This is a genomic window from Pseudomonas shirazica (assembly GCF_015168335.1).
Classification (GTDB): Bacteria; Pseudomonadota; Gammaproteobacteria; order Pseudomonadales; family Pseudomonadaceae; genus Aquipseudomonas; species Aquipseudomonas asiatica.
On sequence record NZ_CP063456.1, the window covers coordinates 1,202,366 to 1,226,276 of the forward strand.

A 23,911-nucleotide genomic window follows, 5' to 3' on the forward strand; every position below is an offset into this window, starting at 1 on the left:
TTCCTCGTGTCTGGCCACCTCTAAGAGGGATCGGGCATGGTAGCACCGGGCTCGACGGGCGCTCAAGGCAGCGGCTTTGGGCTAGAATCCTGGGCACTCACTCTTCTGGATGCAGGCAAACATGGCAGGAAGCAGTCTACTGGTACTGATCGACGACATCGCCACTGTGCTCGATGACGTCTCGGTGATGACCAAGGTGGCGGCGAAAAAGACCGCAGGCGTGCTGGGCGATGACCTGGCGCTGAATGCCCAGCAGGTCACCGGGGTACGTGCCGAGCGCGAGATCCCTGTGGTGTGGGCAGTAGCCAAGGGCTCGATGGTGAACAAGGCCATCCTGGTGCCGGCGGCGCTGCTGATCAGTGCGTTCATTCCCTGGGCGGTGACGCCGTTGCTGATGCTGGGCGGTGCCTACCTTTGCTTCGAGGGCTTCGAGAAGCTGGCGCACAAGTTCCTGCACAGCAAGGCCGAGACTGACGCCGAGCACGAAGCGCTCAAGGAGGCGGTGGCCGATGCCAATGTCGACCTGGTGGCGTTCGAGAAAGCCAAGATCAAGGGCGCTGTACGTACCGACTTCATCCTGTCGGCAGAAATCATCGCCATCACCCTGGGCATCGTTGCCGACTCGCCGTTGACCCAGCAGATCGTCGTGCTGTCGGGTATTGCGGTGGTCATGACCATCGGCGTGTACGGGCTGGTGGGCGGTATCGTCAAGCTCGATGACCTGGGGCTGTGGATGACCCGCAAGGCATCACGCCTGGCCAGGGCGGTGGGTAACGGCATTCTGCGTGCCGCGCCATACATGATGAAGAGCCTGTCGGTGATCGGCACGGCGGCCATGTTCCTGGTTGGTGGCGGGATCCTGGTGCATGGCATCGCACCTCTGCATCATGCGATCGAGGCATTTAGCGAAGGGCGTGGCGGGGCGTTGACCGTGGCACTGCTGAACGGCGGTGTTGGGGTTGTGGCCGGTGCGGTGGTGCTGGCCGTGGTGGGCATTGCGGGGAAATTGTGGCGGGCGGTTCGGCCGGCCACCTGATTTGCATGGCCGGGGCTTTGCCCCGGTTCGCGGGCAAGCCCGCTCCCACAGGGAATACACAGTTTCCGAAACCTGTGCCGTACCTGTAGGAGCGGCCTTGTGCCGCGAGGGGCTGTGCAGCAGCCCCTATGCTCCGATCAGAAGTGAACCTTGAGCAGGAAGCTCATGGTGTTCTGGTCGGTGGTGAAGGCATCGGAATCCTTGATGCCGTACTTGTTCTTCCAGTAGTCGTACTCCACACCCACATACAGCTGCTTCTCGCCCAGGTGCAAGGCCTTGCCCAGGTCATACTTGATCTGCGGGTTGAAGTGCAGGTTGGCCTGGTAGGTGCCGCGGCGGTTCTCGTCGTTGTCCACCACCCAGTCCATGAAGCCGTCGATCAGCACATCGGACGAACCGACCGGAATGGTGTACGACCACACCGGGGTGATCTGCCACACGTTGTCGCCGGCGCGGCTGCCGTCGGTGGTGCGGTTGTAGAAGTTCAGCTGGAAGTAGTCGAAGCCTGGGATGTCCAGGTCGAAGCCAGGGCCGATTAGGTAAGACTCGGTATCACCTTCACCGAACTCGTAGGTCATCGCCAGCAGTACGTCCTTGACCGGGCCAAACCCGATCTTCTGGTCGAAGATCTTGCCGAACGACAGGCGCGGGCTGATTTCGCCGTAGTAGGTGTTCGGGCCGTTGCCCTCATCTTTCTGGCCTTGGTAGAAGATCTTGTCGACAAAGATGAAGTTATCGCCGTACTTCCAGCCATCAGCGTGCTCGAAGGTCACGGTTTGCTGGATCGACGGGTTGACCTTGAAGTTCTTGCCCCACAGGTAGGTCAGGCTGTTGTTCTGCCATTGCAGCAGGTCGCCGCCGAAGGTGGTGCCACAGGCCAGCAGGCCGCCGGCGAGGATCAGGCTGTTGATGGTACGCATTGCGAATGTCGCTCCCTTGATTGATCTGTTGTCAGCGCTCGTTATTGGCGCTTTTTGTCTTTTGAGTCAGCTTTTTTCGATAGGCCACAGCTGTTTGGCAAGGGTTGAGCCAACTTTCCTGGGCTGGCAAAACCTTCCTGCTCGACTTCGTTCTGAACGGATGAAAAGGGTCTTTCAGGCTGGCAACACGTTGGCCAACCGCCCGTATTCATTGACTGAGCGGTCAGTAAACGCAGGCAGAATCCGTTCTGCCCTGATCGAGGGGGCGCGCAGATTACTGGCTTGCGCGCCTTGCCTCAAGTGCTCCGTCCTGGAGCAGAGTGGAACAAACTTGTGCGTTTGGTCAGTTTTCTAGAAGTGCACTTTGATCAGCGCACTGGCGACACTCTGGTTGCTTTCCAGATTGCCGCGGCTGTCGATGCCGTACTTGTCCTTCCAGTAGCTGTACTCAAAGCCCACGTACAGCTGCTTGGCGCCCAGGTTCAGCGCTTTGCCCAGGTCGTACTTCACCTGCGGGTTGAAGTGCAGGTTGGCGTGGTAGGTGCCACGGCGGGTCTGGTCATTGTCGGTGACCCAGTCCATGTAGCCGTCGATCAGAATGTCGGACCTGCCCACGGGGATGGTGTAGGACCAGCCGGGGGTGATCTGCCAGACGTTGTCACCCGGGCGGCTGCCCTCGGTGTTGCGCACGTAGAAATTCAGGGTGAAATAGTTGAAGCCGGGGACGTTCAGGTCGAAACCTGGGCCGATCAGGTAGGCCTCGTTGTCGCCTTCGCCGCGCTCGTAGGTCATTGCCAGCAGTACGTCCTTGATCGGGCCGAAGGCCAGCTTCTTGTCAAAGATCTTGCCGAATGACAGGCGTGGGCTGAACTCGCCGTAGTAGGTGGTGACGCCTTTGCTGGCGTCGGCCTTGCCGTTGTAGAAGATCTTGTCGACGAACATGAAGGTGTCGCCGTACTTCCATTTGTTGGCGTGCTCGAACGTGATGGTCTGCTGGATATCAGGGTTGACCTTGAAGTCCTTGCCGTACAGGTAGGTCAGGCTTTCGCCGTGCCATTGCAGCCATTCGCCTGCATGCGAGGGGAGGGTGGCCAGCAGGCTGCTGCCCAGCAACAGGGACGTGGTGATGCGCTTCATGTTGTGATTCCCGGACTTATTGTTTTTGTTGGCGGTTTATTTGGCGCGCAGGCGCCCCGGGCGGCCCATTCCGGCGGGCCGACGGTGTTGCGTTTACTGCCTGTGTGAATGCGGGGCGGCCATGCGCCGCCCCGTCTGGCTCAATGTTGGTGACAGGCTTCGTTGTGCACCGCGCGGTCGGCACCACCAAGGATGTTGAACAGCACGTTCAACACCAGGGCACTAACCGTGGCCATGGCGATGCCACTGTGGGTGATGGGCTCCATCCACTGGGGCATCTGGGCGAAGAACTCCGGACGTACCACGGGGATCAACCCGAAGCCGACGCTCACTGCAACCAGCAGCTGGTTGCGACGGTCGCCGATGTCCGCCTCCTGGAGAATCTTGATCCCGGTGGCGGTGACCATGCCGAACATGGCGATGGACGCGCCGCCCAGTACCGCAGGCGGGATCGAGGCGATCAGGAAGGCCGCCTTGGGCAGCAGGCTGAGCAGGATCAGCAGTGCACCGGCCACGATGGTGACATAGCGGCAGCGCACCCCGGTCATCTGCACCAGGCCGATGTTCTGGGCGAACGAGGAGTGGGTGAAGGTGTTGAAGAAGCCGGCGATGAACGACGCACCGGCATCGCACAGCAGGCCGCGACGCAGCATCCCTGGGGTAACTTCACGATCGGTCACCTTGCCCAGGGCCAGGAACATGCCGGTGGACTCGACGAAGATGATCACCACCACCAGGCACATGGACAGGATCGGCGCCAGGCTGAAGGTCGGCATGCCGAAGTGCAGTGGGGTCACCACTTGCAGCCACGGTGCGTCGTTCAGGCCCGACAGGTCGACCATGCCGATGGAGCCGGCCAGGATGTAGCCCAGGCCCATGCCCACCAGCACCGACACGTTGACCCAGAAACCGCGCATGAAGCGGTTGATCAGCAGGATTACCGCCAGTACCAGGCCGGCCACCAGCAGGTAGATCGGCGAGCCGAAGGTATCTGCCTGTTGGCCACCACCGGCCCAGTTGACTGCCACCGGGAACAGCGACAGGCCAATCGAGGTGATCACCGTGCCGGTAACCAGGGGTGGGAAGAAGCGTACGACCTTGGACATGAACGGCGCGATCAGCATGCCGAAGAACCCGGCGGCAATGGTCGCGCCGAAGATCCCCTGCAGGCCCACCCCTGGCATGCCGGCCATGGCCACCATGCTGCCGACGGCAGCGAAACTGGCACCCATCATCACCGGCATGCGGATGCCCACCGGGCCGATACCGAAGGACTGGATGATGGTGGCGACGCCAGCGACCAGCAGGTCGGCGTTGATCAGGAAAGCGACTTCTTCACGGGACAACCCGGCGGCCTGGCCGATGATCAACGGCACGGCGATCGCGCCGCCGTACATCAGCAGAACGTGTTGCAGGCCAACCAGGATCAGTTGGAACAGGGGCAAGGGCTCGCGCGGCGGCGCAACAGGGATGTACGCCTTGCGTGACTCGGACATGCAGCACCTCGAGTTTTGTTTTTATTCTCGGATCCAAGCGCCGGGCTCAGGCGGCAGGCCCGGTGGAGGCAGCCTGGGGTTCCCGCTAGAGGTCGAACGCTCGATGCTTGCTTGTTGCGTAATACATGAAGCCTGAGGCTGGCTTTGCCGGCCTCTTCGCGGGCACGCCCGCTCCCACAGGGGGAGGTGATCCCCCTTGGGAACGGGTTGCCTGGCGAGGTGCTATCAGTTGACCGGGGCGCCTTTGGCGATCCAGTCACCGACGAGCTTGCGCTCTTCGGTGGTCATCTGGGTGATGTTGCCCAGCGGCATGATCTGGCTGGCGACCGCTTGCGCCTGGATGCGCGCGGCCTGGGCCTGGATCTGCTGCGGGGTGTCGAACATCACGCCGGCAGGGGCGGCGCTGAACAGTGGGCTGGTCGGCTTGGACGAGTGGCACACGGTGCAGCGTTCCTGGATGACATTGTGGATCTTGTCGAAGCTCTCGCCGCCAGCCTGGGCGTTGGCCTGGGCAGGGGCTTCGGCCGGCGCTGCGGCAGCCTTGGCGGCGTCTTCGGCGCGTTGCTCGGCGGCGGTCTTGCCACCTACAGCGGTCGCGGGCAGTGGCTGGTACTCGACCTTCGCCGCGGCTTGCTCAGGGCTGACGGCCATCGGTTTCGGACCGGTGACATAGGCCAGGCAGATCATCGCCAGGGCGCCGACCGGCAGGGTCCAGGCGTACTTGTTGCTGTCGTGGCGGGTGTTGAAGTAGTGGCGGATCAGGACCGCGGCTACTGCGATACCGGCCAGGATCAGCCAGTTGTACTGGCTACCGTAGGTGCTCGGGAAGTGGTTGCTGATCATGATGAACAGCACCGGCAGGGTGAAGTAGTTGTTGTGTCGCGAGCGCAGGAGGCCCTTGGCCGGCAGTACCGGGTCTGGGGTCTGGTTGTTCTCGATCGCCGCAACCAGCTGGCGCTGGGCCGGCATGATGATGCGGAACACGTTGCCGACCATGATGGTGCCGATGATCGCGCCGGTGTGCAGGTACGCACCACGGCCGCTGAACACCAGGCTGAAGCCCCAGCATGCCGCGATGATCAGCACGAACAGTACTGCACCGAGCAGCGCTGGCTTCTTGCCCAGGGGCGAGTCGCACAGGAAGTCGTAGATGAACCAGCCGGCGATCAGCGAGCCGATACCGATGGCCACGCCTTCGGCACCGCTCAAGGTGCTGCCGGGGGCCAGCAGGTACAGGGTCGGGTTCCAGTAGAACACCACGCACAGCAGCGCAATACCGGACATCCAGGTGAAGTAGGCCTCCCATTTGAACCAGTGCAGGTTCTCGGGCATTTTCGGGGGGGCGAGCTTGTATTTCTCCAGGTGGTAAATACCACCGCCGTGAATTGCCCAGAGATCACCCGACAACCCATCGCGCGGGTTGCTTCGGTTCAGGTGGTTCTCCAGCCAGACGAAGTAGAACGATGCACCGATCCAGGCGACACCGGTGATCATGTGAACCCAGCGAATGCTCAGGTTCAGCCATTCGTGAAGGTGTGCTTCCACAGTATGTACCTCTTGCCGGTCACCCGCTCGGGCAATGCCCTTGAATGACCGACCTTTTCTTATTGGTGGGGATTGAGGACCAGCATCTGTTCCTCGGTGAAGTAATGCTCGTCGCAGTTGTTGCCGGAACCACTGCGATCAACCACCAGGAAGTCATCCCGCTTTTCGATCGTCAGCACCGGGTGGTGCCAGACGCCGCGATGGTAATTAACGCCCTGCCTGCCATTACTGCGGAAGGCTCGGACCAAACCTGATACAGGTGCATCGCCAACTGGCGCGACCACGATCAGAAAGGGGTTGCCGAGCAGCGGGATGAAAGCCTGGCTGCCCAGCGGATGGCGTTCCAGCATGCGCACGGTCAGCGGCATGTCCAGCGCGTCGGCGCGGAAGATGCTGATGATCGCCTTGTCTTCAGGCTCGGCGGTTTCGACCGTGGCGAGCTTGTGGAAGCGCATGGTCGAGCCGTTGTTGATCATGAAGTGGTCGCTGCCGTCGGTTTCGATCACGTCTCCGAAGGGGGCGAAGGCTTCTTTGGTCAGGGGCTCGATCATCAGGGTGCGCATGCGGATATCTCTTCTATGTTCGTTGTTCTGGATAAGGCTCAAGCGTTGCGGCGGCTTTACAGCTGCAGCAGGCGGAACAGGGCGATCAGGTTGATCTGCGCCAGGGCTTCCTTGAATTCGGCATCGGCATCGTTGTGGATGCGTTTTTCGAAGGAGGCGAGGATCTGGTGCCGGTTGCTGCCTTTTACCGCCATGATGAACGGGAACTGGAACTTGGCCTTGTAGGCGTCGTTCAGTTCGGTGAAACGGGCGAACTCTTCGGCGGTGCACTGGTGAATACCGGCGCCGGCCTGCTCGTTGGTGCTCGATTCGGTCAGCTCGCCCTGGATGGCGGCCTTGCCGGCCAGGTCCGGGTGAGCGTTGATCAGCGCCAACTGGTCGGCGTGGTTGGCGCTGAGCAGGATGTCGCTCATGCGCTGGTGCAGCGCCTCGATCTCGTCCAGTTCGCCCAGTTGGCCCAGGTCATAGGCTTTTTCGGCTACCCACGGCGAGTGCTCGTAGATGTCGGCGAAGGCCTTGACGAAGGCGTCGCGGTCCAGGGCGGATGGCTTGAGGGTCTTGAAGGCGGTCATCAGGCGTTCTCTTTCTTGTACGGGTGGGTGGCGTGCCAGTGGCGGGCGATGTCCACGCGACGGGCGAACCAGACCTGGTCATGGCTTTTTGCGTAATCGACGAAGCGCTTCAGTGCGGCCAGGCGCGCCGGGCGGCCGACCAGGCGGCAGTGCAGGCCGATGGACAGCATTTTCGGTGCTTCGGCGCCCTCGGCGTACAGCACATCGAAGGCGTCCTTCAGGTACTGGAAGAACTGCTCGCCGCAGTTGAAGCCCTGTACCTGGGTGAAGCGCATGTCGTTGGTGTCGAGGGTGTAGGGGATCACCAGGTGCGGCTTGCCGGTAGGGTTGTTCGGCTCCCAGTAGGGCAGGTCGTCGTCGTAGGTGTCGCTGTCATACAGGAAGCCGCCTTCCTCCATCACCAGGCGACGGGTGTTCGGGCCGGTGCGGCCGGTGTACCAGCCCAGCGGGCGCTCGCCGGTGATTTCGGTGAGGATGCGGATGGCTTCGAGCATGTGCTCGCGCTCCTGGGCCTCGTCCATGTACTGGTAGTCGATCCAGCGGTAGCCGTGGCTGCAGATTTCATGACCGGCCTCGGCCATCGCACGGATCACGTCGGGGTGGCGCTGGGCGGCCATGGCCACGGCGAAGATGGTCAACGGCACGCCGCTGTCCTTGAACAGCTTCAGCAGGCGCCACACGCCGGCACGGCTGCCGTACTCGTACAGCGATTCCATGCTCATGTTGCGCACGCCCTGCAGTGGCTGGGCGGCGACCATTTCCGAGAGGAACGCTTCGGACTCCTTGTCACCGTGCAGGATGTTGCGTTCGCCACCTTCCTCGTAGTTGAGGACGAAAGACAGCGCGATGCGAGCGTTGCCCGGCCATTGCGGGTGAGGAGGGTTGTTGCCGTAACCGATCAGGTCGCGAGGGTAGTCAGCGCTCACTGCAGTCTTCCTTCTTGTGCGTTTGTGCGGGGGTGGGCGGACCGCGTCGGGATGTCGCACCACCGGATGGGCTGATTGTATACAACTTCTGAAATCTTTTGTAAGCCTGTTTTTCCGCATTTCTTCCCTTTTGTCGCCTCGCAGCGACCTGGAAAAACAGTGCAAGAAACCTGCCTGATTGGTCAGCTAATGACGTTGGTGTCGTTACCAGGCCTGTCTTTGCGATCGGTGGGTCGCTCAGGGGCAAGATTCGCTGCGGGCGACAGATGGATTGAAAAAATTGTGTACAATCTTTGTTCGGAATGTCTTAATGACGTCATTCCCGCCTGCCGCAGGCGCTATGCTGGTGCGACGGCTGAGTATTTTTTGCCCACAGATTGAACAAGAGGCGACAAGCAATGGGACGTTTGACCACACACGTACTGGATGCCGCGCATGGCTGCCCGGGCAGCTCGATCAAGGTCGAGCTGTACCGTGTCGAAGGCCAGCAGCTTGAGCTGGTGAACACCGCCCTGACCAACAGCGATGGCCGCGTCGATGCGCCGCTGCTGCAGGGTGACGACTACCGTACCGGCGTCTACCAGCTGCAGTTCAGCGCTGGTGACTACTACCGCGCTCGCGGTGTACAGCTGCCGGCCCAGGCGTTCCTGGACGTTGTCGTGCTGCGCTTTGGCATCGACGAGCAGCAGGAGCACTACCACGTGCCGCTGCTGATCTCGCCGTACAGCTATTCGACCTATCGTGGAAGCTAGTTGGTCGCTAGAAGAATCTTCGTAGGTCCTTTGGCCCGCTCTCACACTGGCGGGCTTTTTTTCGTCTGCGTTTTTTATATCAGGTCAAATCACTCACATTTCTGCCAGTACTCTCTTTTTGGTTCATCTGGGATGATCAGCTACCAAGTTGAGGAGCCAGCCTGATGGACACAAAAAATGCGTATGCGCCCTATGGCTACCATCTGCCTGATCAGGGTGTACTCGGCTTCAACGGTGAACAACTGGACCCAGTCACCGAGCATTACCACTTGGGTAATGGTTATCGAGCATTCATTCCCTCTTTGATGCGGTTCAACAGCCCGGACAGCTTGAGTCCGTTCGATCAAGGTGGTTTGAACGCGTATGCCTACTGCCAGGGCGACCCAGTGAATTACCAGGATCCAAGCGGTCATAGCCTTTGGAAAAGGCTGATGGGGGTTGCAAAGCCGCCCAAGCGAGTAGAGGTTCTGGCTGCAGTTGCTAACAAGGGGGTATTTACAAAACTGGTAGGCTGGCACGGGACGAGCCGAAAAAATATTCCTTCATTGGCTAAGGGGCTATCGCCAGTGTATTCAGAGCCTCATAGGCAAGCCCAAGGGCAAGGCTTCTATGTCGCGCCAACCCCTGAACACGCCAAAACATACGCTAATGCCTACGACGATGGTGTTGTCCTGCCGGTACTCGTGCGCAAGGATCTTAATCTGGTCCCCGGTGTAGGTTATAAAAAGGATGTATTTGATGTAGTAGCGATCTTGCCGGCGGCATTTGAGGTTGTAAGCGTGCGGGAAACCGTTCCTTCAGGCGTGACGCCAGCTGAACTCCCTCGAACGGGCATCTTCGCGAAAAAACCAGCACCGGCTAAATAAAAGAGAAGGGCGCCGGAGCGCCCTTTTTGGATGTGGAGGGTTCAGAGGAACACGAACTTGGCAATGAAGATTGCGCACAGCACCCACAGGCTGGCGGAGATTTCCTTGTACTTGCCGGTACCTGCCTTCAATGCCACATAGCTGATGAAGCCCAGGGCAATACCATCAGCGACCGAGAAAGTCAGCGGCATCATGATCACCGTGACGATCGCCGGAATGCTGTCGGTGGCCTCGTCCCAGTGGATATGCGCCATGCTGCCCATCATCAGCATTGCCACGTAGATCAGTGCGCCCGCGGTGGCATAGGCCGGAATCATTCCGGCCAATGGCGCGAAGAACATGGCGGCAATGAACAGCAGGCCGACCACCACCGCCGTCAGGCCGGTACGGCCACCAGCGGCCACACCGGCAGCACTTTCCACATAACTGGTCACCGGCGGCACACCGACCACGGCACCGAACACACTCGAAGCGCTGTCAGCCTTCAGCGCCTTCGACAAGTTCTCGATACGCCCGTCCGGTGCCACCAGGTTGGCTCGCTGCGCCACGCCCATTAGCGTGCCGGCGGTGTCGAACATGTGCACGAACAGGAACGCCAGCACCACGCTGATCATGCTGACGTTGAACACGCCAGCCACGTCCATGGCCATCCAGGTCGGCGCCAGGCTCGGCGGCATCGACATCACCCCGCCAAACTTGACCAGCCCTAGACCCCAGCCGGCCAGGGTGACACCGATGATGCTGATCAGGATCGCGCCGAACACCCGCTTGTAGCTGAGGATGGCGATCAGCAGGAAGCACACCGCCGCCAGCAGCGGCCCTGGCTCATGCAGCGAGCCCAGCTTGATCAGCGTGGCGGGGCTGTCGACGATGATGCCTGCCGTCTTCAGGCCGATCAGCCCGAGAAACAATCCGACGCCGGCCCCCATGGCATGGCGCAGGCTGACCGGGATGCTGTTGAGCAACCATTCGCGCACTTTCGACAAGGTCAGGAACATGAACAGCACACCCGAGACGAATACTGCGCCCAGTGCCGTTTCCCAGTTGTAGCCCATGGTGCCGACCACGGTGTAGGTGAAGAAGGCGTTGAGCCCCATGCCCGGCGCCAGGCCCACCGGCCAGTTGGCGTACAGGCCCATCAGCAGGCAGCCCAGCGCGGCGGCGATGCAGGTGGCGACGAAGGCGGCACCGTGGTCGATGCCTGCGTCGGCCATGATGTTGGGGTTGACGAAGATGATGTAGGCCATGGTGATGAAGGTGGTCACGCCGGCGATCATTTCGGTTCTGACGGTGCTGCCGTGTTGCTTGAGTTTGAAAATCCGCTCCAGCCAGCTCGTTTCGAGCGGTGGAGCAAGATCCAGCGTAGGGGCTTCGGATTTGCGGCTTTCCACAGCGAGTACTCCTCAAGTCTTTCTTGTTGTTCTGGAACCATGGGCCTGCGCAATGCACTTGGCGGCTCCGCGAGGGAAGGCAGACGTCTGACCGGTTTGTTGACTTATGGGTCAAGAAGTTGCTCGGTGGATTATGCTTTTGTGTACAAATAAAGCAAATAATGTTTTATCTTTTGTGTGCGCAATACGTCGTACAACGGCTATATAGGTAAAAGGCCACCTGCAGAAACGGCTCAGCCTGTGTACAATGGCGCCATACTTTCCTTCGTGCCTCGAGAGCCCATGAACGAACAGCTGCAACCTCTGAAGAAACCTGCGCGTACCGGCAAGGCTGGCCGCAGTGGTACCCAGGACGACATCGTCTACGCGCATATTTTCGAGGCGATCCTCGAGCAGCGTCTGGCACCGGGTACCAAGTTGAGCGAGGAAGCGCTGGGCGAGATCTTCGGCGTCAGCCGCACCATCATTCGCCGCGCGTTGTCGCGGCTGGCCCATGAAAGCGTGGTGCTGTTGCGGCCGAACCGCGGCGCAGTGGTGGCCAGCCCTACGGTGGAAGAAGCCCGTCAGGTGTTCTTCTCCAGGCGCATGGTCGAACGGGCCATTACCGAACTGGCCGTGCAGCACGCTACCCTCGAGCAGCTCAACGAGCTGCGGCAGATGGTGCGGGAGGAGCGCGACAGCTTCTCGCGTGGTGACCGTGGTGCCGGCATTCGTCTTTCCGGCGAATTCCACCTCAAGCTGGCCGAGGCTGCGGGCAATGCGCCGCTGGTCAGCTTCCAGCGCAGCCTGGTGTCGCAGACTTCGTTGATCATCGCCCAGTACGAAAGCGGCAACCGCTCGCATTGCTCGTATGACGAGCACATGCAGCTGATCGATGCCATCGAGGCGCGCGATGCCGAGCAGGCGGTGAGCCTGATGATGCACCACATGGACCACATCGACAGCAAGCTGAACCTGGACGAGGAGAGTGCCTCGGACGACCTGCACGCGGTGTTCTCGCACTTGCTGAAAAAGCCCAAGGTTTCTGCCAAGGGTTGATCGTTTGCCTGGTTGACTGAAGGGGGCTGCTTTGCAGCCCATTCGCAGCACAAGGCTGCTCCTACAGGCATCGCATAACCCCTGTAGGAGCAGCCTTGTGCTGCAAATGGGGCGCGAAGCGGCCCAGCCATTTCTGGCCATTAGCCTGGTGTCTGCTAAATTCTTGTGAGCAAACCTTCATCAAGCAGTTGGGCTTGCGCATTCGTTGCGTTCAACTTCTTGAGGAATGGACTCATGAGCATGTCCCTCGGTAAACGCATGGGGGCCGAGCTGGTCGGCACCTTCTGGCTGGTGCTTGGCGGCTGCGGCAGTGCGGTACTCGCCGCCAGCTCCCCCATCGGCATCGGTGTACTTGGCGTCGCCTTCGCCTTCGGCCTCACCGTGCTGACCATGGCCTTCGCCATCGGCCATATCTCCGGCTGTCACCTCAACCCCGCGGTGTCGTTCGGGCTGGTGGTGGGCGGGCGCTTTCCGGCCAAAGAGCTGCTGCCCTACGTGATCGCCCAGGTGATCGGCGCCATTCTGGCGGCAGGTGTGATCTACCTCATCGCCAGCGGCAAGTCAGGTTTCGAGCTGTCTGCGGGATTGGCTTCGAACGGCTACGCCGACCACTCGCCTGGCGGCTACACGCTCGGGGCGGGCTTTGTCAGTGAAGTGGTGATGACGGCGATGTTCCTGGTGGTGATCATGGGCGCTACCGACGCCCGGGCGCCGGCGGGGTTTGCGCCGATCGCCATCGGTTTGGCTTTGACCCTGATCCACCTGATCTCGATCCCGGTGACCAATACCTCGGTCAACCCCGCGCGTAGCACGGGGCCGGCCTTGTTCGTCGGTGGCTGGGCCCTGCAACAGCTGTGGCTGTTCTGGGTGGCGCCGCTGATTGGTGCTGCGATCGGCGGCGCACTGTACCGGGGTCTGGCAAAAGAACCTTAGCGCTGGTGCACGCAACGCCCAGCGGCGTAGGTTTCACGCACGGTGCGGTCGTCGCCGAGGGTGGTCAGCACGAACAGGGTTTCCTCGATGCTGTTGGACTGCTGAATGCGGTAGTCCAGCAGTGGCGTGGCCTTGTAGTCCAGTACCACGAAGTCGGCATCGTTGCCCGGGCGCAGGCTGCCGATGCGGTCGTCCAGGCGCAGCGCGCGGGCGCCGCCGAGGGTGGCCAGGTACAGTGACTTGTACGGGTGCAGGCGTGCGCCCTGCAGTTGCATCACCTTGTACGCCTCGTTCAGGGTGTTGAGCAGCGAGAAGCTGGTGCCGGCGCCAACGTCAGTGCCCAGGCCCACATTGACCTTGAAGCGCTCGGCCTGGGGCAGGTTGAACAGGCCGCTGCCGAGGAACAGGTTGGAGGTGGGGCAGAAGGCCACCGCCGAGCCGGTTTCGGCCAGGCGCTGGCATTCGTCATCGCACAGGTGCACGCCATGGGCGAATACCGAGCGTTCGCCCAGCAGCTCGAAGTGGTCGTATACGTCCAGGTAACCCTTCTGCTCGGGGAACAGCGACTTGACCCAATCGATTTCCTTGAGGTTTTCCGACAGGTGCGTGTGCATGTACACGCCCGGGTGTTCCTTGAGCAGTTGGCCCGCCAGCGCCAGCTGTTCAGGCGTACTGGTCGGGGCGAAGCGCGGGGTGACTGCATAATGCAGGCGGCCCTTGCCGTGCCAGCGCTCGATCAGTGCCTTGCTTTCGGTATAGCCGGACTCTGCGGTATCGGTCAGGTAGTCCGGGGCGTTGCGGTCCATCATCACCTTGCCGGCGATCAGGCGCAGGTCCAGGCGTTCGGCTTCTTCGAACAGGGCATTGACCGATTCCGGGTGCACACTGCCGAACACCAGGGCGGTGGTGGTGCCGTTGCGCAGCAGTTCCTTGAGGAAGATCTTGGCCACCTGGTCGGCGTGGCCCTTGTCGGCGAACTGCTTTTCGCAGGGGAAGGTGTAGGTGTTCAGCCAGTCCAGCAGCTGCTCGCCGTAGGAGCCGATCATGCCGGTCTGCGGGAAATGGATATGGGTGTCGATGAAGCCTGGGGTGATCAATGCGTCCTGGTAGTGCTCGACCGGGATATCGGCGTCCAGGGTCGGCAACAGTTCGGCGGCGTGGCCTACGGCGCTGATGCGGCCATTGTCGACCACCAGCAGGCCGTCCTCGAAGTATTCATGGGAAGCCTCCAGGCCCACCTCGGCCGGGTCGGCGATGCTGTGCAGGATGGCGGCACGGTAGGCTTTGCGGGTAACGGTCATAACACACTCGTCAAATGGCTTGGCTGCGCCGGGAGGGCGGCAGCAACTGGGCAATGGGGCCGGCATTGGCGGCAGCGTCGTGCTGGCCGAAGCAGGCGTTGTAGGTGGCGATGATTTCACCGGCGATGGACACGGCGATCTCGATGGGCAGCTTGCCCTTGACCTCGGCCAGGCCCATCGGGCAGCGCATGCGCGCCATCACGGCCTCGTCATAGCCGCGCTCGCGCAGGCGGTGTTCGAACTTGACCCGTTTGGTCTTCGAGCCGATCAGGCCGAACCAGGTGAAGTCGTTGCGCTTGAGAATGGCGGCGGTCAATTCCAGGTCGAGCTGGTGGTTGTGGGTCATGACGATGCAGTAGCAGCCTGGCGGCAGCTCTGCCACTTCGTCGACCGGATCCTCGCTGACCACCTTGGTCACCCCGTCGGGGATCAGGGCGGGGAATTCCTGCTCGCGCGAATCGATCCAGCGCACCCGGCAGGGCAGCGCGGCGAGCAAGGGTACCAGAGCCCGGCCGACATGGCCCGCGCCGAACACCGCGATCTGCGCCTGCACCGCGGCCATGGGCTCGAACAGCAGCACAGTGACGCCGCCGCAGCACTGGCCAAGGCTGGCACCGAGGCTGAAGCGCTCCAGATGCGGGGTGGTGCGGTGCTCTTCGAGCATTTGCCGGGCGATGTGCAGGGCCTTGTATTCCAGGTGGCCGCCGCCGATGGTGTCGAACAGGCCGCTGGCGCTGACGACCATTTTCGAGCCGGCATTGCGCGGGGTCGAGCCGCGCTCCTCGATGATGGTAACCAGCACGCAGGCTTCGCCACGGGACTGGTGGTCGGCGAGGGCGTTGATCCATTGGTGCATGATGCAGATCCTCTTCAGGACAACGCGGTCCGCTTTGTGTAGGAGCGGCCTTGTGTCGCGAAAGGGCTGCGCAGCAGCCCCAGAAATCCATGTTGCTGTACAGTTTTTTGGGGCCGCTGCGCGGCCCTTTCGCGACACAAGGCCGCTCCTACAAAAAGCGGGCCGGCGGAGTTACTGGGTGACGGTTTCCAGCTCCGGCTCGGCAGGTTGCGCTGCAGCCACCGCCTTGCGCATCTGCTCGCAACCCCACAACACCCGCTCCGGCGTCGCCGGTGCATCCACCTGTGGCTGCACGCGGTAGTCGGCGATGCTGGCCACGGCGTCCTTGATCGCGCACCAGGCGGCGATGCCGAGCATGAACGGCGGTTCGCCCACGGCCTTGGAGTGGAACACGGTGTCCTCAGGGTTCTTGCGGTTTTCCACCAGCTTTACCCGCAAATCCAGCGGCATGTCCGCCACTGCCGGGATCTTGTAGCTGGCCGGGCCGTTGGTCATCAGCTTGCCCTTGGCGTTCCACACCAGTTCTTCGGTGGTCAGCCAGCCCATGCCCTGGATGAAGCCGCCTTCCACCTGGCCGATGTCGATGGCCGGGTTCAGCGAATCACCCACATCGTGCAGGATGTCGGCGCGCAGCATCTTGTATTCGCCGGTCAGGGTGTCGACCACCACCTCCACGCAGGCGGCGCCGAAGGCGAAGTAGTAGAACGGCCGGCCACGTGCCTGGCTGCGGTCGTAGTAGATCTTCGGCGTGCGGTAGAAACCGGTGCTGGACAGCGACACTTGGGCAAAATAGGCCTGCTGCACCAGCTGCTCGAAGCTGACGATCTGGTCGCGCACGCGCACATGGCCGTTGCGGAACTCGACGTCTTCCTCGGTCACCTGGTAGTGCCGCGCGGCGAACTCGGTCAGGCGCTTCTTGAGGATCTCCGCAGCGTTCTGCGCTGCCTTGCCGTTCAGGTCGGCACCACTGGAGGCAGCGGTCGGTGAGGTGTTGGGCACCTTGTCAGTATTGGTGGCGGTGATCTGGATACGGCTGAAATCGACCTGGAAGATCTGCGCCACCACCTGTGCCACCTTGGTGTTCAGGCCCTGGCCCATCTCGGTGCCACCGTGGTTCAGGTGGATGCTGCCGTCGGTGTAGATATGGATCAGCGCACCGGCCTGGTTGAGGAAGGTGGCGGTGAACGAAATACCGAACTTGACCGGGGTCAGCGCCAGGCCCTTCTTCAGGATCGGGCTGTTGGCGTTGAAGCGGCGGATCGACTCGCGGCGCTCGGCATAGTCACTGCTGGCTTCCAGTTCGGCGGTCATCTCTTCGAGCATGTTGTGCTCGACGGTCTGGTAGTAGTGGGTGACGTTGCGCTCGGTCTTGCCGTAGTAGTTGGCCTTGCGCACCGCCAGCGGGTCGCGGCCCAGGTGGCGGGCGATGTGGTCCATCACCTGCTCGATGGCGACCATCCCCTGCGGGCCGCCGAAGCCGCGGTAGGCGGTGTTGGAGGCGGTGTTGGTCTTGCAGCGGTGGCCGTGCACGGTGGCATCGCCCAGGTAGTAGGCATTGTCGGAGTGGAACATGGCGCGGTCGACGATCGAACCGGACAGGTCGGGCGAGTAGCCGCAGTTGCCGGCCAGGTCGAAGTTGATGCCGTGCAGGCGCCCGTCGTCGTCGAAGCCCACGTCGTACTCGACGTAGAACGGGTGGCGTTTGCCGGTCATGGTCATGTCTTCGACCCGTGGCAGGCGCATCTTGGTCGGCTGGCCGGTCAGGCGCGCCACCACGGCGCACAGGCACGCCGGGCTGGCGGCCTGGGTTTCCTTGCCACCAAAACCGCCACCCATGCGGCGCATGTCCAGCACCACCTTGTTCATTGGCACGTCGAGTACTTCGGCGACCAGTTTCTGCACTTCGGTGGGGTTTTGCGTGGAGCAGTAGACGATCATGCCGCCGTCTTCGGTGGGCATCACCGAGGAAATCTGCGTTTCCAGGTAGAAGTGCTCCTGGCCACCGATGTGCAGGGTGCCCTGGATGCGGTGCGGTGCACTGGCCAGGGCAGCGGCGGAATCGCCACGCTGGTGGGTGTGGCTGTCGAGCACGAAGTGCTTCTTGCGCAATGCCTCGACCACATCCAGCACCGGTTCCAGGTCTTCATACTCGACGATGGCGGCCATGGCCGCACGGCGTGCGGTGTCGAGGTCGCGGGCGGCCACGGCGAGCACCGGCTGGCCGAAGAACTCGACCTTGTCGATGGCCAGCAGCGGGTCGCCGGCCACCACCGGGCCGATGTCCTTGAGGCCAGGGATGTCTTCGTGGGTGATGGCGATACGCACGCCCTCGAAGGCATAGCACGGCGTGGTGTCGATGCGCAGGATGCGCGCGTGGGCGCGGTCGGCGGTGCGCGCATAGACGTGCAGCTGGTTGGGGAATTCCAGGCGGTCGTCGATATACACCGCCTCGCCGGACACATGCTTGTCGGCGCTGTCATGCTTGACGCTGCGGCCGACCCCGGTGGTCAGGTCCTGGCTGAACAGTTCGGCCATCTCGGCCTGGCTCTTGGCTACGTGATGGTTAGACATAAGCGGTCACCCGGGTTTCGATGTACGGCGTTTGCTGTTCGATGAAGTACTTGCGCAGCAGGTTCTGGGCGGTCAGCAGGCGGTATTCCTTGCTGGCGCGGAAGTCGCTGAGCGGGGTGAAGTCTTCCGCCAGGGCCTGGCAGGCGCGCTCGATGGCAGCCTGGTTCCACGGCTTGCCGCGTAGCGCTGCTTCGCAGGCACGGGCCCGTTTGGGGATTGCCGCCATGCCGCCGAAGGCGATGCGCGCACCGCTGACCACGCCGTCTTCGATGCTCAGGTTGAAGGCGCCGCACACGGCAGAAATGTCATCGTCCAGGCGCTTGGACACTTTATAGGCGCGGAACGCCCAATCGCTGGTGGCGCGCGGCACGATGATTTTCTCGATGAACTCGCTGTCCTGGCGGGCGGTGATGCGGTAGTCGATGAAGTAGTCTTCCAGTGGCATCACCCGCTGGCGCTCGCCCTGGCGCAGGACGATCTGCGCATCCAGGGCAATCAGCAGGGGTGGCGAGTCACCGATTGGCGAAGCGTTGCCGATATTGCCGCCCAGGGTGCCCTGGTTGCGGATCTGCAGCGAGGCGAAGCGGTGCAGCAGGGCACCGAAGTCCGGGTATTCCTCGTTCAGCGCACCGTAGCAGTCGGTGAGCGGTGTGGCGGCGCCGATTTCCAGGTGGCTGGCGGTTTTCTCGATGCGCTTGAGCTCGGCCACATGGCCTACGTAGATCATCACCGGCAAGGTCTTGTGAAACTGGGTGACTTCCAGTGCCAGGTCGGTACCGCCGGCCAGCAGCCGCGCTTCGGGGTGCGAGCTGTACAGGTCGGCCAGGTCGGCCACGGTCAGTGGCACCAGGCAGCGCTTGTCGCCACTGTTCAGTTCGCCGGTCTGGGTTGGGGCAATGGCCTTGAGGCGGCTGATGGTCTGTGCCTGCTGGGCATCGAACTGGTCGCGGCAGGGCTGGCGGCAGCTCTGTTCGGCGGCGTCGAGGATCGGCCGGTAGCCGGTGCAGCGGCACAGGTTGCCGGCCAGGGCTTCCTGGGCCTGGTGCAGGTCGGGGCCGCTGCTGTTCTTCTGCAGGGCGAACAGCGACATGACGAAGCCGGGTGTACAGAAGCCGCACTGCGAGCCATGGCAATCGGCCATGGCCTGTTGCACGCTGTGCAGCTGGCCCTGGTGCTTGAGACCCTCGACGCTGATCAGTTGCTTGCCGTGCAGCGACGAGACGAAGGTCAGGCACGAGTTGAGGCTACGGTAGCGGATGCTGTCGTTGCCCTGGTCGTCCTGGGTCAGCTCGCCGACCACCACGGTGCAGGCACCGCAGTCACCACTGGCGCAGCCCTCCTTGGTGCCAGGTTTGCCCAGGTGCTCGCGCAGGTACTGCAGCACCGTCATGTTCGGGTCCAGGGCATGCTCACTACGCAGCTCCTGGTTTACGAGAAACTGGATCACGGGGATGGCCTCGCAATGGTTTTATTGTTGTTGGGCGGACTCTAAGCAAGAGCTGTCCAGCTGGTCAATATTTTTCTGACTCAAAGGTCAAGAAATTGCTCATGTCCAAGCCCGGCCGCACACATTGCCCATATTCCAAGCATAGATCGCGCCGGGCGTGTGGTTGCCTTGCAGGTCAAATAAACCGCCAGGCCCCTCTGCGCGATTACCGGCCAAGTACGCTACAATCCGCTCCTTGTGCCCAGTTCAATGATTTTGAAGGAAAACCATGACGTTCAAGGCCCCGGACAGCCTCTCCGAGCAGATTGCCGATTACCTGGCCGAACGCATCATCCGTGGCGAGCTGGCGCCAGGCGAGCGTATCCAGGAGCAGAAGGTCACCCAGGCACTCAACGTCAGCCGCGGCTCGGTGCGCGAGGCGCTGCTGATCCTCGAACGCCGCCACCTGGTGGCGATCCTGCCGCGCCGGGGTGCCCATGTGACCGAGCTCGACGAGCGCAGTGTGCGCAGCCTGTGTGCACTGATGGGCGAGTTCTACATCCTGCTGGGTAACGCGGTTGCGCAAAAATGGCGCACCGATGCCGACCTGCGCCCGTTCCTGGAGATCCAGCAGCGCCTGCAGCGAGCCCATGACCAGCTGGACATCAAGGCCTTCGTCGCCGACAGCTTCGCGGTCATGCGGGCGGCCTATCCGTTCGCTGACAACCCTTTCCTGCAGGAAACCGTGGAAAACCTGCAGCCGGCGATGAGCCGTGCCTACTACCTGTCGCTGGACCAGCGCCAGGCCAACATGATCGATTACCTGGACCTGTTCGCCCGCCTGCTCGACGCCGTGATCGCCCGTGACCTGCCGCGCATTCGCGAGGTGCTCACCGCCTATGGCCAGCGCAGCTGCGAACTGGTGCTGGCGGCGTTGGCCCGAGGCTGACCGATGCGCCTGAAGTGCATTCGCCTGGCCGGGTTCAAGTCGTTCGTCGACCCGACCACGGTCAACTTCCCCAGCAACATGGCGGCCGTGGTCGGCCCCAACGGCTGTGGCAAGTCCAACATCATCGATGCCGTGCGCTGGGTGATGGGCGAAAGTTCGGCGAAGAACCTGCGCGGCGAGTCGATGACCGATGTCATCTTCAACGGCTCCAGTGGCCGCAAGCCGGTCAGCCAGGCCAGCATCGAGCTGGTGTTCGACAACAGCGAAACCACCCTGGTCGGCGAATACGCCGCCTACGCCGAGATCTCGATCCGCCGCAAGGTCACCCGCGACGGGCAGAACAGCTACTACCTCAACGGTACCAAGTGCCGCCGGCGCGATATCACCGACATCTTCCTCGGCACCGGCCTGGGGCCTCGCAGCTACTCGATCATCGAGCAAGGCATGATCTCCAAGCTGATCGAGGCCAAGCCCGAGGAGCTGCGCAACTTCATCGAGGAAGCCGCCGGTATTTCCAAGTACAAGGAACGCCGCCGGGAAACCGAGAGCCGCATCCGCCGCACCCAGGAAAACCTGGCGCGCCTGACCGACCTGCGCGAAGAGCTGGAACGCCAGCTGGAGCGCCTGCACCGCCAGGCCCAGGCAGCCGAGAAGTACCGGGAATACAAAGCCCAGGAACGCCAGTTGAAGGCGCGCCTGTCGGCCTTGCGCTGGCGTGATCTGGACGAACGGGTGCGCCAGCGCGAGGCGGTGATCGGCGACCAGGATGTGTCCCATGAGGCGCTGGTGGCCGAGCAGCGCAATGCCGATGCCAGCATCGAGCGCTTGCGCGATGGCCATCACGAATTGTCCGAGCGCTTCAACCAGGTGCAGGGCCGCTTCTACTCGGTGGCCGGTGACATCGCCCGGGTCGAGCAGAGCATCCAGCACGGCCAGCAGCGCCTGCGCCAGTTGCAGGATGACTTCAAGGAAGCCGAGCGCACGCGCCTGGAGACCGAGTCGCACCTCGGGCACGACCGCACCCTGCTGGCTACCTTGGGCGAAGAGCTGGCAATGCTCGAACCCGAGCAGGAAATGACCCTGGCCGCTGCCGAAGAAGCCGCCGCTGCCCTTGAAGAGGCCGAGCTGGGCATGCACGGCTGGCAGGAACAGTGGGACAGCTTCAACAGCCGTTCCGCCGAGCCGCGCCGCCAGGCCGAAGTGCAGCAGGCGCGTCTGCAGCAGCTGGAAGCCAGCCTGGAACGCCAGGCCGAGCGCCAACGCAAGCTGGGCGAGGAGCGCGAGCTGCTGGGCAGCGACCCGCAGGATGCGGCCATGCTCGAACTGGCCGAGCAGCTGGCCAGTAGCGAAATGTTGCTGGAAGAGTTGCAGTTGTCCGAAGAGCAGGTGGTCGAGCGCCTGGAAGGCGCGCGTGAACAACTGCAGCAGGCCACCCAGGCCCAACAGCAGGCGCAGGGCGACCTGCAACGCCTGGGCGGCCGCCTGGCCTCGCTCGAAGCCTTGCAGCAGGCTACCCTGGAGCCGGGTGCAGGTGCTGCGGACTGGCTGCAGGGCCAAGGCCTGGCGCAACGGCCGCGGCTGGCTGAAGGGTTGCGGGTTGAGCCGGGCTGGGAGCTTGCGGTAGAAACCGTGCTTGGCGCCGACCTGCAGGCTGTACTGGTGGACGACCTCGGTAACCTCGATTTTGCCGGCCTGGAGCAGGGCGAGTTGCGCTTGCTGCTGGCGAGCGGTACCGGCTCGTCGCTGCCTGGTAGCCTGCTGGAAAAGGTCGAAGGCCGTGTCGACCTGTCGCCCTGGCTAGGCCACGTCAAACCCGTGGAAGACCTTGCCCAGGCGCTGGCACAGCGCGCGTCGCTCGGTGAAGGCCAGAGCCTGGTCAGCCGCGATGGCTACTGGGTTGGCCGACACTTCCTGCGGGTGCGCCGTGGCGGCGAAGCCGAAGGCGGCGTGCTGGCACGCGGCCAGGAGATCGAGCGCCTCGGCCAGGAGCAACTGGAGCAGGAAGCGGCGCTGGAGCAGTTGGAACAGCAACTGCAGGCCCTGCGCGAGCAGCAGCTGGACCTTGAAGAACAGCGTGAACAACTGCGCCGTCGCACCCAGGAAGAAAGCCGCCTGCATGGCGAGCTGAAGGCCAACCTGTCGGCTGGCCGCGCACGTGCCGAGCAGGTCGAACTGCGCCGCCGGCGCCTGCAGGAAGAGCTGGCCGAACTGGAAGAACAGCGCGCTCTGGAACATGAGCAACTGGGCGAAGCCCGCCTGCTGCTGCAGGAGGCCCTGGAGCTGATGGCCCAGGACACCGAGCAGCGCGAGCAGTTGATGGCCCGCCGCGACACTTTGCGCGAAAGCCTCGATCGCGTGCGCCAGGAGGCCCGCCAGCACAAGGATCACGCCCACCAGCTGGCTGTCCGCCTGGGCTCGCTGCGTGCCCAGCACGACTCCACCCGGCAGGCACTGGAGCGCCTGGAGCAGCAGGCCGCGCGCCTGATCGAGCGCCAGGAGCAACTGAGCCTGAACCTGGAAGAGGGCGAGGCCCCGCAGGAAGAACTGCGCCTGAAGCTGGAAGAGCTGTTGGAGCAGCGCATGAGCGTCGACGAGGAAATGCGCCAGGCCCGCCTGCACATGGACGAAGCCGACCGCGAACTGCGTGACGCCGAAAAGCGTCGTACCCAGGCCGAGCAGCAGGCCCAATTGCTGCGTGGCCAGCTGGAGCAGCTGCGCCTGGAGTGCCAAGGCCTGGATGTGCGGCGCAAGACCTTGCAGGAGCAGTTGCTGGCCGATGGCTACGACCTGCAAGGTGTGCTCGCCACTCTCGAGGCCGAGGCCAGCGAGCAGGGTACCGAACAGGAGCTGGAGCAGCTCGAGGCGCGTATCCAGCGCCTGGGGGCGATCAACCTGGCGGCCATCGAAGAGTACGAGCAGCAGTCCGAGCGCAAGCGCTACCTGGACGCCCAGGACGCCGACCTGGTCGAAGCCCTGGAGACCCTGGAAAACGTCATTCGCAAGATCGACAAGGAAACCCGCAACCGCTTCAAGGATACCTTTGATCAGATAAATGCCGGATTACAGGCACTTTTCCCAAAAGTTTTCGGTGGTGGCAGCGCTTATCTGGAACTGACGGGCGAAGATCTACTCGATACAGGGGTAACGATCATGGCGCGGCCACCGGGCAAGAAGAACAGCACCATCCATCTGCTGTCCGGCGGCGAGAAGGCACTGACCGCATTGGCGCTGGTGTTTGCCATCTTCAAGTTGAACCCCGCACCGTTCTGCATGCTCGACGAAGTCGACGCGCCGCTGGACGATGCCAACGTCGGGCGCTACGCCCGTCTGGTCAAGGAAATGAGTGAAAGCGTGCAGTTCATTTACATCACCCATAACAAGATTGCCATGGAGATGGCGGATCAGTTGATGGGGGTGACCATGCATGAACCGGGCTGTTCACGTCTGGTTGCCGTCGACGTGGAGGAGGCCATGGCCATGGTCGATGCCTGATGCTCGACGATAAGGGCATATTCCGTAGCGAAATGCCCCCGCCATGTGCGACAGACGGTGTAAAGTTGTCTTTGGTCGTGCTAGCTTAATGTCACTCGTTTTTTGCGTGGGTAAAACGCCTGTCAGAACATAGAGTTGGCG

18 protein-coding genes and 1 pseudogene are annotated in these 23,911 nt (G+C 62.4%); 7 read left to right on the forward strand and 12 right to left on the reverse strand.

What is annotated here, in order from left to right; all coding sequences use genetic code 11:
• Nucleotides 1-121 precede the first annotated feature (121 nt).
• Entirely contained in the window at nucleotides 122-1,036 is a 915-nt protein-coding gene (locus IMX18_RS05530; protein WP_015271166.1) for a DUF808 domain-containing protein, read from the forward strand.
• A gap of 137 nt (nucleotides 1,037-1,173) precedes the next feature.
• On the opposite strand, the gene IMX18_RS05535 is transcribed toward IMX18_RS05530, so the two are convergent.
• From IMX18_RS05535 to puuE, 7 genes are all read right to left on the reverse strand, one after another.
• Nucleotides 1,174-1,956: an outer membrane protein OmpK gene (locus IMX18_RS05535; RefSeq protein ID WP_003259506.1), complete on the reverse strand. Its 783-nt coding sequence runs from the start codon at nucleotides 1,954-1,956 to the stop codon at nucleotides 1,174-1,176.
• Nucleotides 1,957-2,307: 351 nt separating this feature from the next.
• Complete coding sequence (locus tag IMX18_RS05540; RefSeq protein ID WP_015271165.1) at nucleotides 2,308-3,093, reverse strand: outer membrane protein OmpK; 786 nt, start codon at nucleotides 3,091-3,093, stop codon at nucleotides 2,308-2,310.
• A 140-nt stretch (nucleotides 3,094-3,233) separates the two neighbouring features.
• Complete coding sequence (locus IMX18_RS05545; protein ID WP_013973535.1) at nucleotides 3,234-4,589, reverse strand: nucleobase:cation symporter-2 family protein; 1,356 nt, start codon at nucleotides 4,587-4,589, stop codon at nucleotides 3,234-3,236.
• Between the two features lie 225 nt (nucleotides 4,590-4,814).
• Nucleotides 4,815-6,134 (reverse strand): urate hydroxylase PuuD, encoded by a 1,320-nt coding sequence (locus IMX18_RS05550; protein ID WP_217191034.1) that lies wholly within the window; start codon nucleotides 6,132-6,134, stop codon nucleotides 4,815-4,817.
• A gap of 59 nt (nucleotides 6,135-6,193) precedes the next feature.
• Nucleotides 6,194-6,697 carry an ureidoglycolate lyase gene (locus IMX18_RS05555; RefSeq protein WP_003259500.1) on the reverse strand — a complete coding sequence of 168 codons (504 nt, stop codon included), beginning with the start codon at nucleotides 6,695-6,697 and terminating at the stop codon, nucleotides 6,194-6,196.
• Between the two features lie 56 nt (nucleotides 6,698-6,753).
• A complete protein-coding gene (uraD, locus tag IMX18_RS05560) occupies nucleotides 6,754-7,269 on the reverse strand; it encodes a 2-oxo-4-hydroxy-4-carboxy-5-ureidoimidazoline decarboxylase (protein ID WP_013973532.1) in 516 nt (171 codons plus the stop codon).
• Nucleotides 7,269-8,195, reverse strand: a complete 927-nt coding sequence (puuE, locus tag IMX18_RS05565) for an allantoinase PuuE (protein WP_013973531.1) — start codon at nucleotides 8,193-8,195, stop codon at nucleotides 7,269-7,271. Before puuE ends, uraD begins: the two co-directional genes overlap by 1 nt.
• Nucleotides 8,196-8,593: 398 nt before the next feature.
• Between puuE and uraH the strand changes: the two genes are divergently transcribed.
• Both uraH and IMX18_RS27930 read left to right on the forward strand, forming a co-directional pair.
• Nucleotides 8,594-8,947: a hydroxyisourate hydrolase gene (gene uraH, locus IMX18_RS05570; RefSeq protein ID WP_003259496.1), complete on the forward strand. Its 354-nt coding sequence runs from the start codon at nucleotides 8,594-8,596 to the stop codon at nucleotides 8,945-8,947.
• Nucleotides 8,948-9,126: 179 nt separating this feature from the next.
• Nucleotides 9,127-9,369: pseudogene (locus IMX18_RS27930) on the forward strand (RHS repeat-associated core domain-containing protein); the annotation flags it as partial.
• Between the two features lie 485 nt (nucleotides 9,370-9,854).
• Here the strand turns inward: IMX18_RS27930 and IMX18_RS05580 are convergent.
• The gene (locus IMX18_RS05580) at nucleotides 9,855-11,204 is read right to left on the reverse strand and encodes an NCS2 family permease (RefSeq protein WP_013973528.1); all 1,350 of its coding nucleotides are present in this window, start codon (nucleotides 11,202-11,204) and stop codon (nucleotides 9,855-9,857) included.
• A gap of 282 nt (nucleotides 11,205-11,486) precedes the next feature.
• Here IMX18_RS05580 and IMX18_RS05585 point away from each other — a divergent pair, with 282 nt between their 5' ends.
• Both IMX18_RS05585 and aqpZ read left to right on the forward strand, forming a co-directional pair.
• Entirely contained in the window at nucleotides 11,487-12,242 is a 756-nt protein-coding gene (locus IMX18_RS05585) for a GntR family transcriptional regulator (RefSeq protein WP_015271161.1), read from the forward strand.
• Between the two features lie 234 nt (nucleotides 12,243-12,476).
• Entirely contained in the window at nucleotides 12,477-13,175 is a 699-nt protein-coding gene (aqpZ, locus tag IMX18_RS05590; RefSeq protein WP_013973527.1) for an aquaporin Z, read from the forward strand.
• Here aqpZ and guaD read toward each other — a convergent pair.
• The 4 genes from guaD to xdhA all read right to left on the reverse strand — a co-directional run bounded on the left by guaD (nucleotide 13,172) and on the right by xdhA (nucleotide 19,350).
• Complete coding sequence (gene guaD, locus IMX18_RS05595) at nucleotides 13,172-14,476, reverse strand: guanine deaminase (RefSeq protein WP_015271159.1); 1,305 nt, start codon at nucleotides 14,474-14,476, stop codon at nucleotides 13,172-13,174. The two genes, aqpZ and guaD, sit on opposite strands and share 4 nt — an antisense overlap.
• Nucleotides 14,477-14,486: 10 nt before the next feature.
• Complete coding sequence (gene xdhC, locus IMX18_RS05600; RefSeq protein WP_015271158.1) at nucleotides 14,487-15,332, reverse strand: xanthine dehydrogenase accessory protein XdhC; 846 nt, start codon at nucleotides 15,330-15,332, stop codon at nucleotides 14,487-14,489.
• 171 nt (nucleotides 15,333-15,503) lie between these two features.
• A complete protein-coding gene (gene xdhB, locus IMX18_RS05605) occupies nucleotides 15,504-17,903 on the reverse strand; it encodes a xanthine dehydrogenase molybdopterin binding subunit (RefSeq protein WP_015271157.1) in 2,400 nt (799 codons plus the stop codon).
• Complete coding sequence (xdhA, locus tag IMX18_RS05610) at nucleotides 17,896-19,350, reverse strand: xanthine dehydrogenase small subunit (protein WP_217191032.1); 1,455 nt, start codon at nucleotides 19,348-19,350, stop codon at nucleotides 17,896-17,898. Before xdhA ends, xdhB begins: the two co-directional genes overlap by 8 nt.
• Before the next feature lie 268 nt (nucleotides 19,351-19,618).
• Here xdhA and IMX18_RS05615 point away from each other — a divergent pair, with 268 nt between their 5' ends.
• Together IMX18_RS05615 and smc are read left to right on the forward strand one after the other, a co-directional pair.
• The gene (locus IMX18_RS05615; RefSeq protein ID WP_015271155.1) at nucleotides 19,619-20,278 is read left to right on the forward strand and encodes a GntR family transcriptional regulator; all 660 of its coding nucleotides are present in this window, start codon (nucleotides 19,619-19,621) and stop codon (nucleotides 20,276-20,278) included.
• Nucleotides 20,279-20,281: 3 nt separating this feature from the next.
• Entirely contained in the window at nucleotides 20,282-23,770 is a 3,489-nt protein-coding gene (gene smc, locus IMX18_RS05620; RefSeq protein WP_217191030.1) for a chromosome segregation protein SMC, read from the forward strand.
• Nucleotides 23,771-23,911 lie beyond the last annotated feature (141 nt).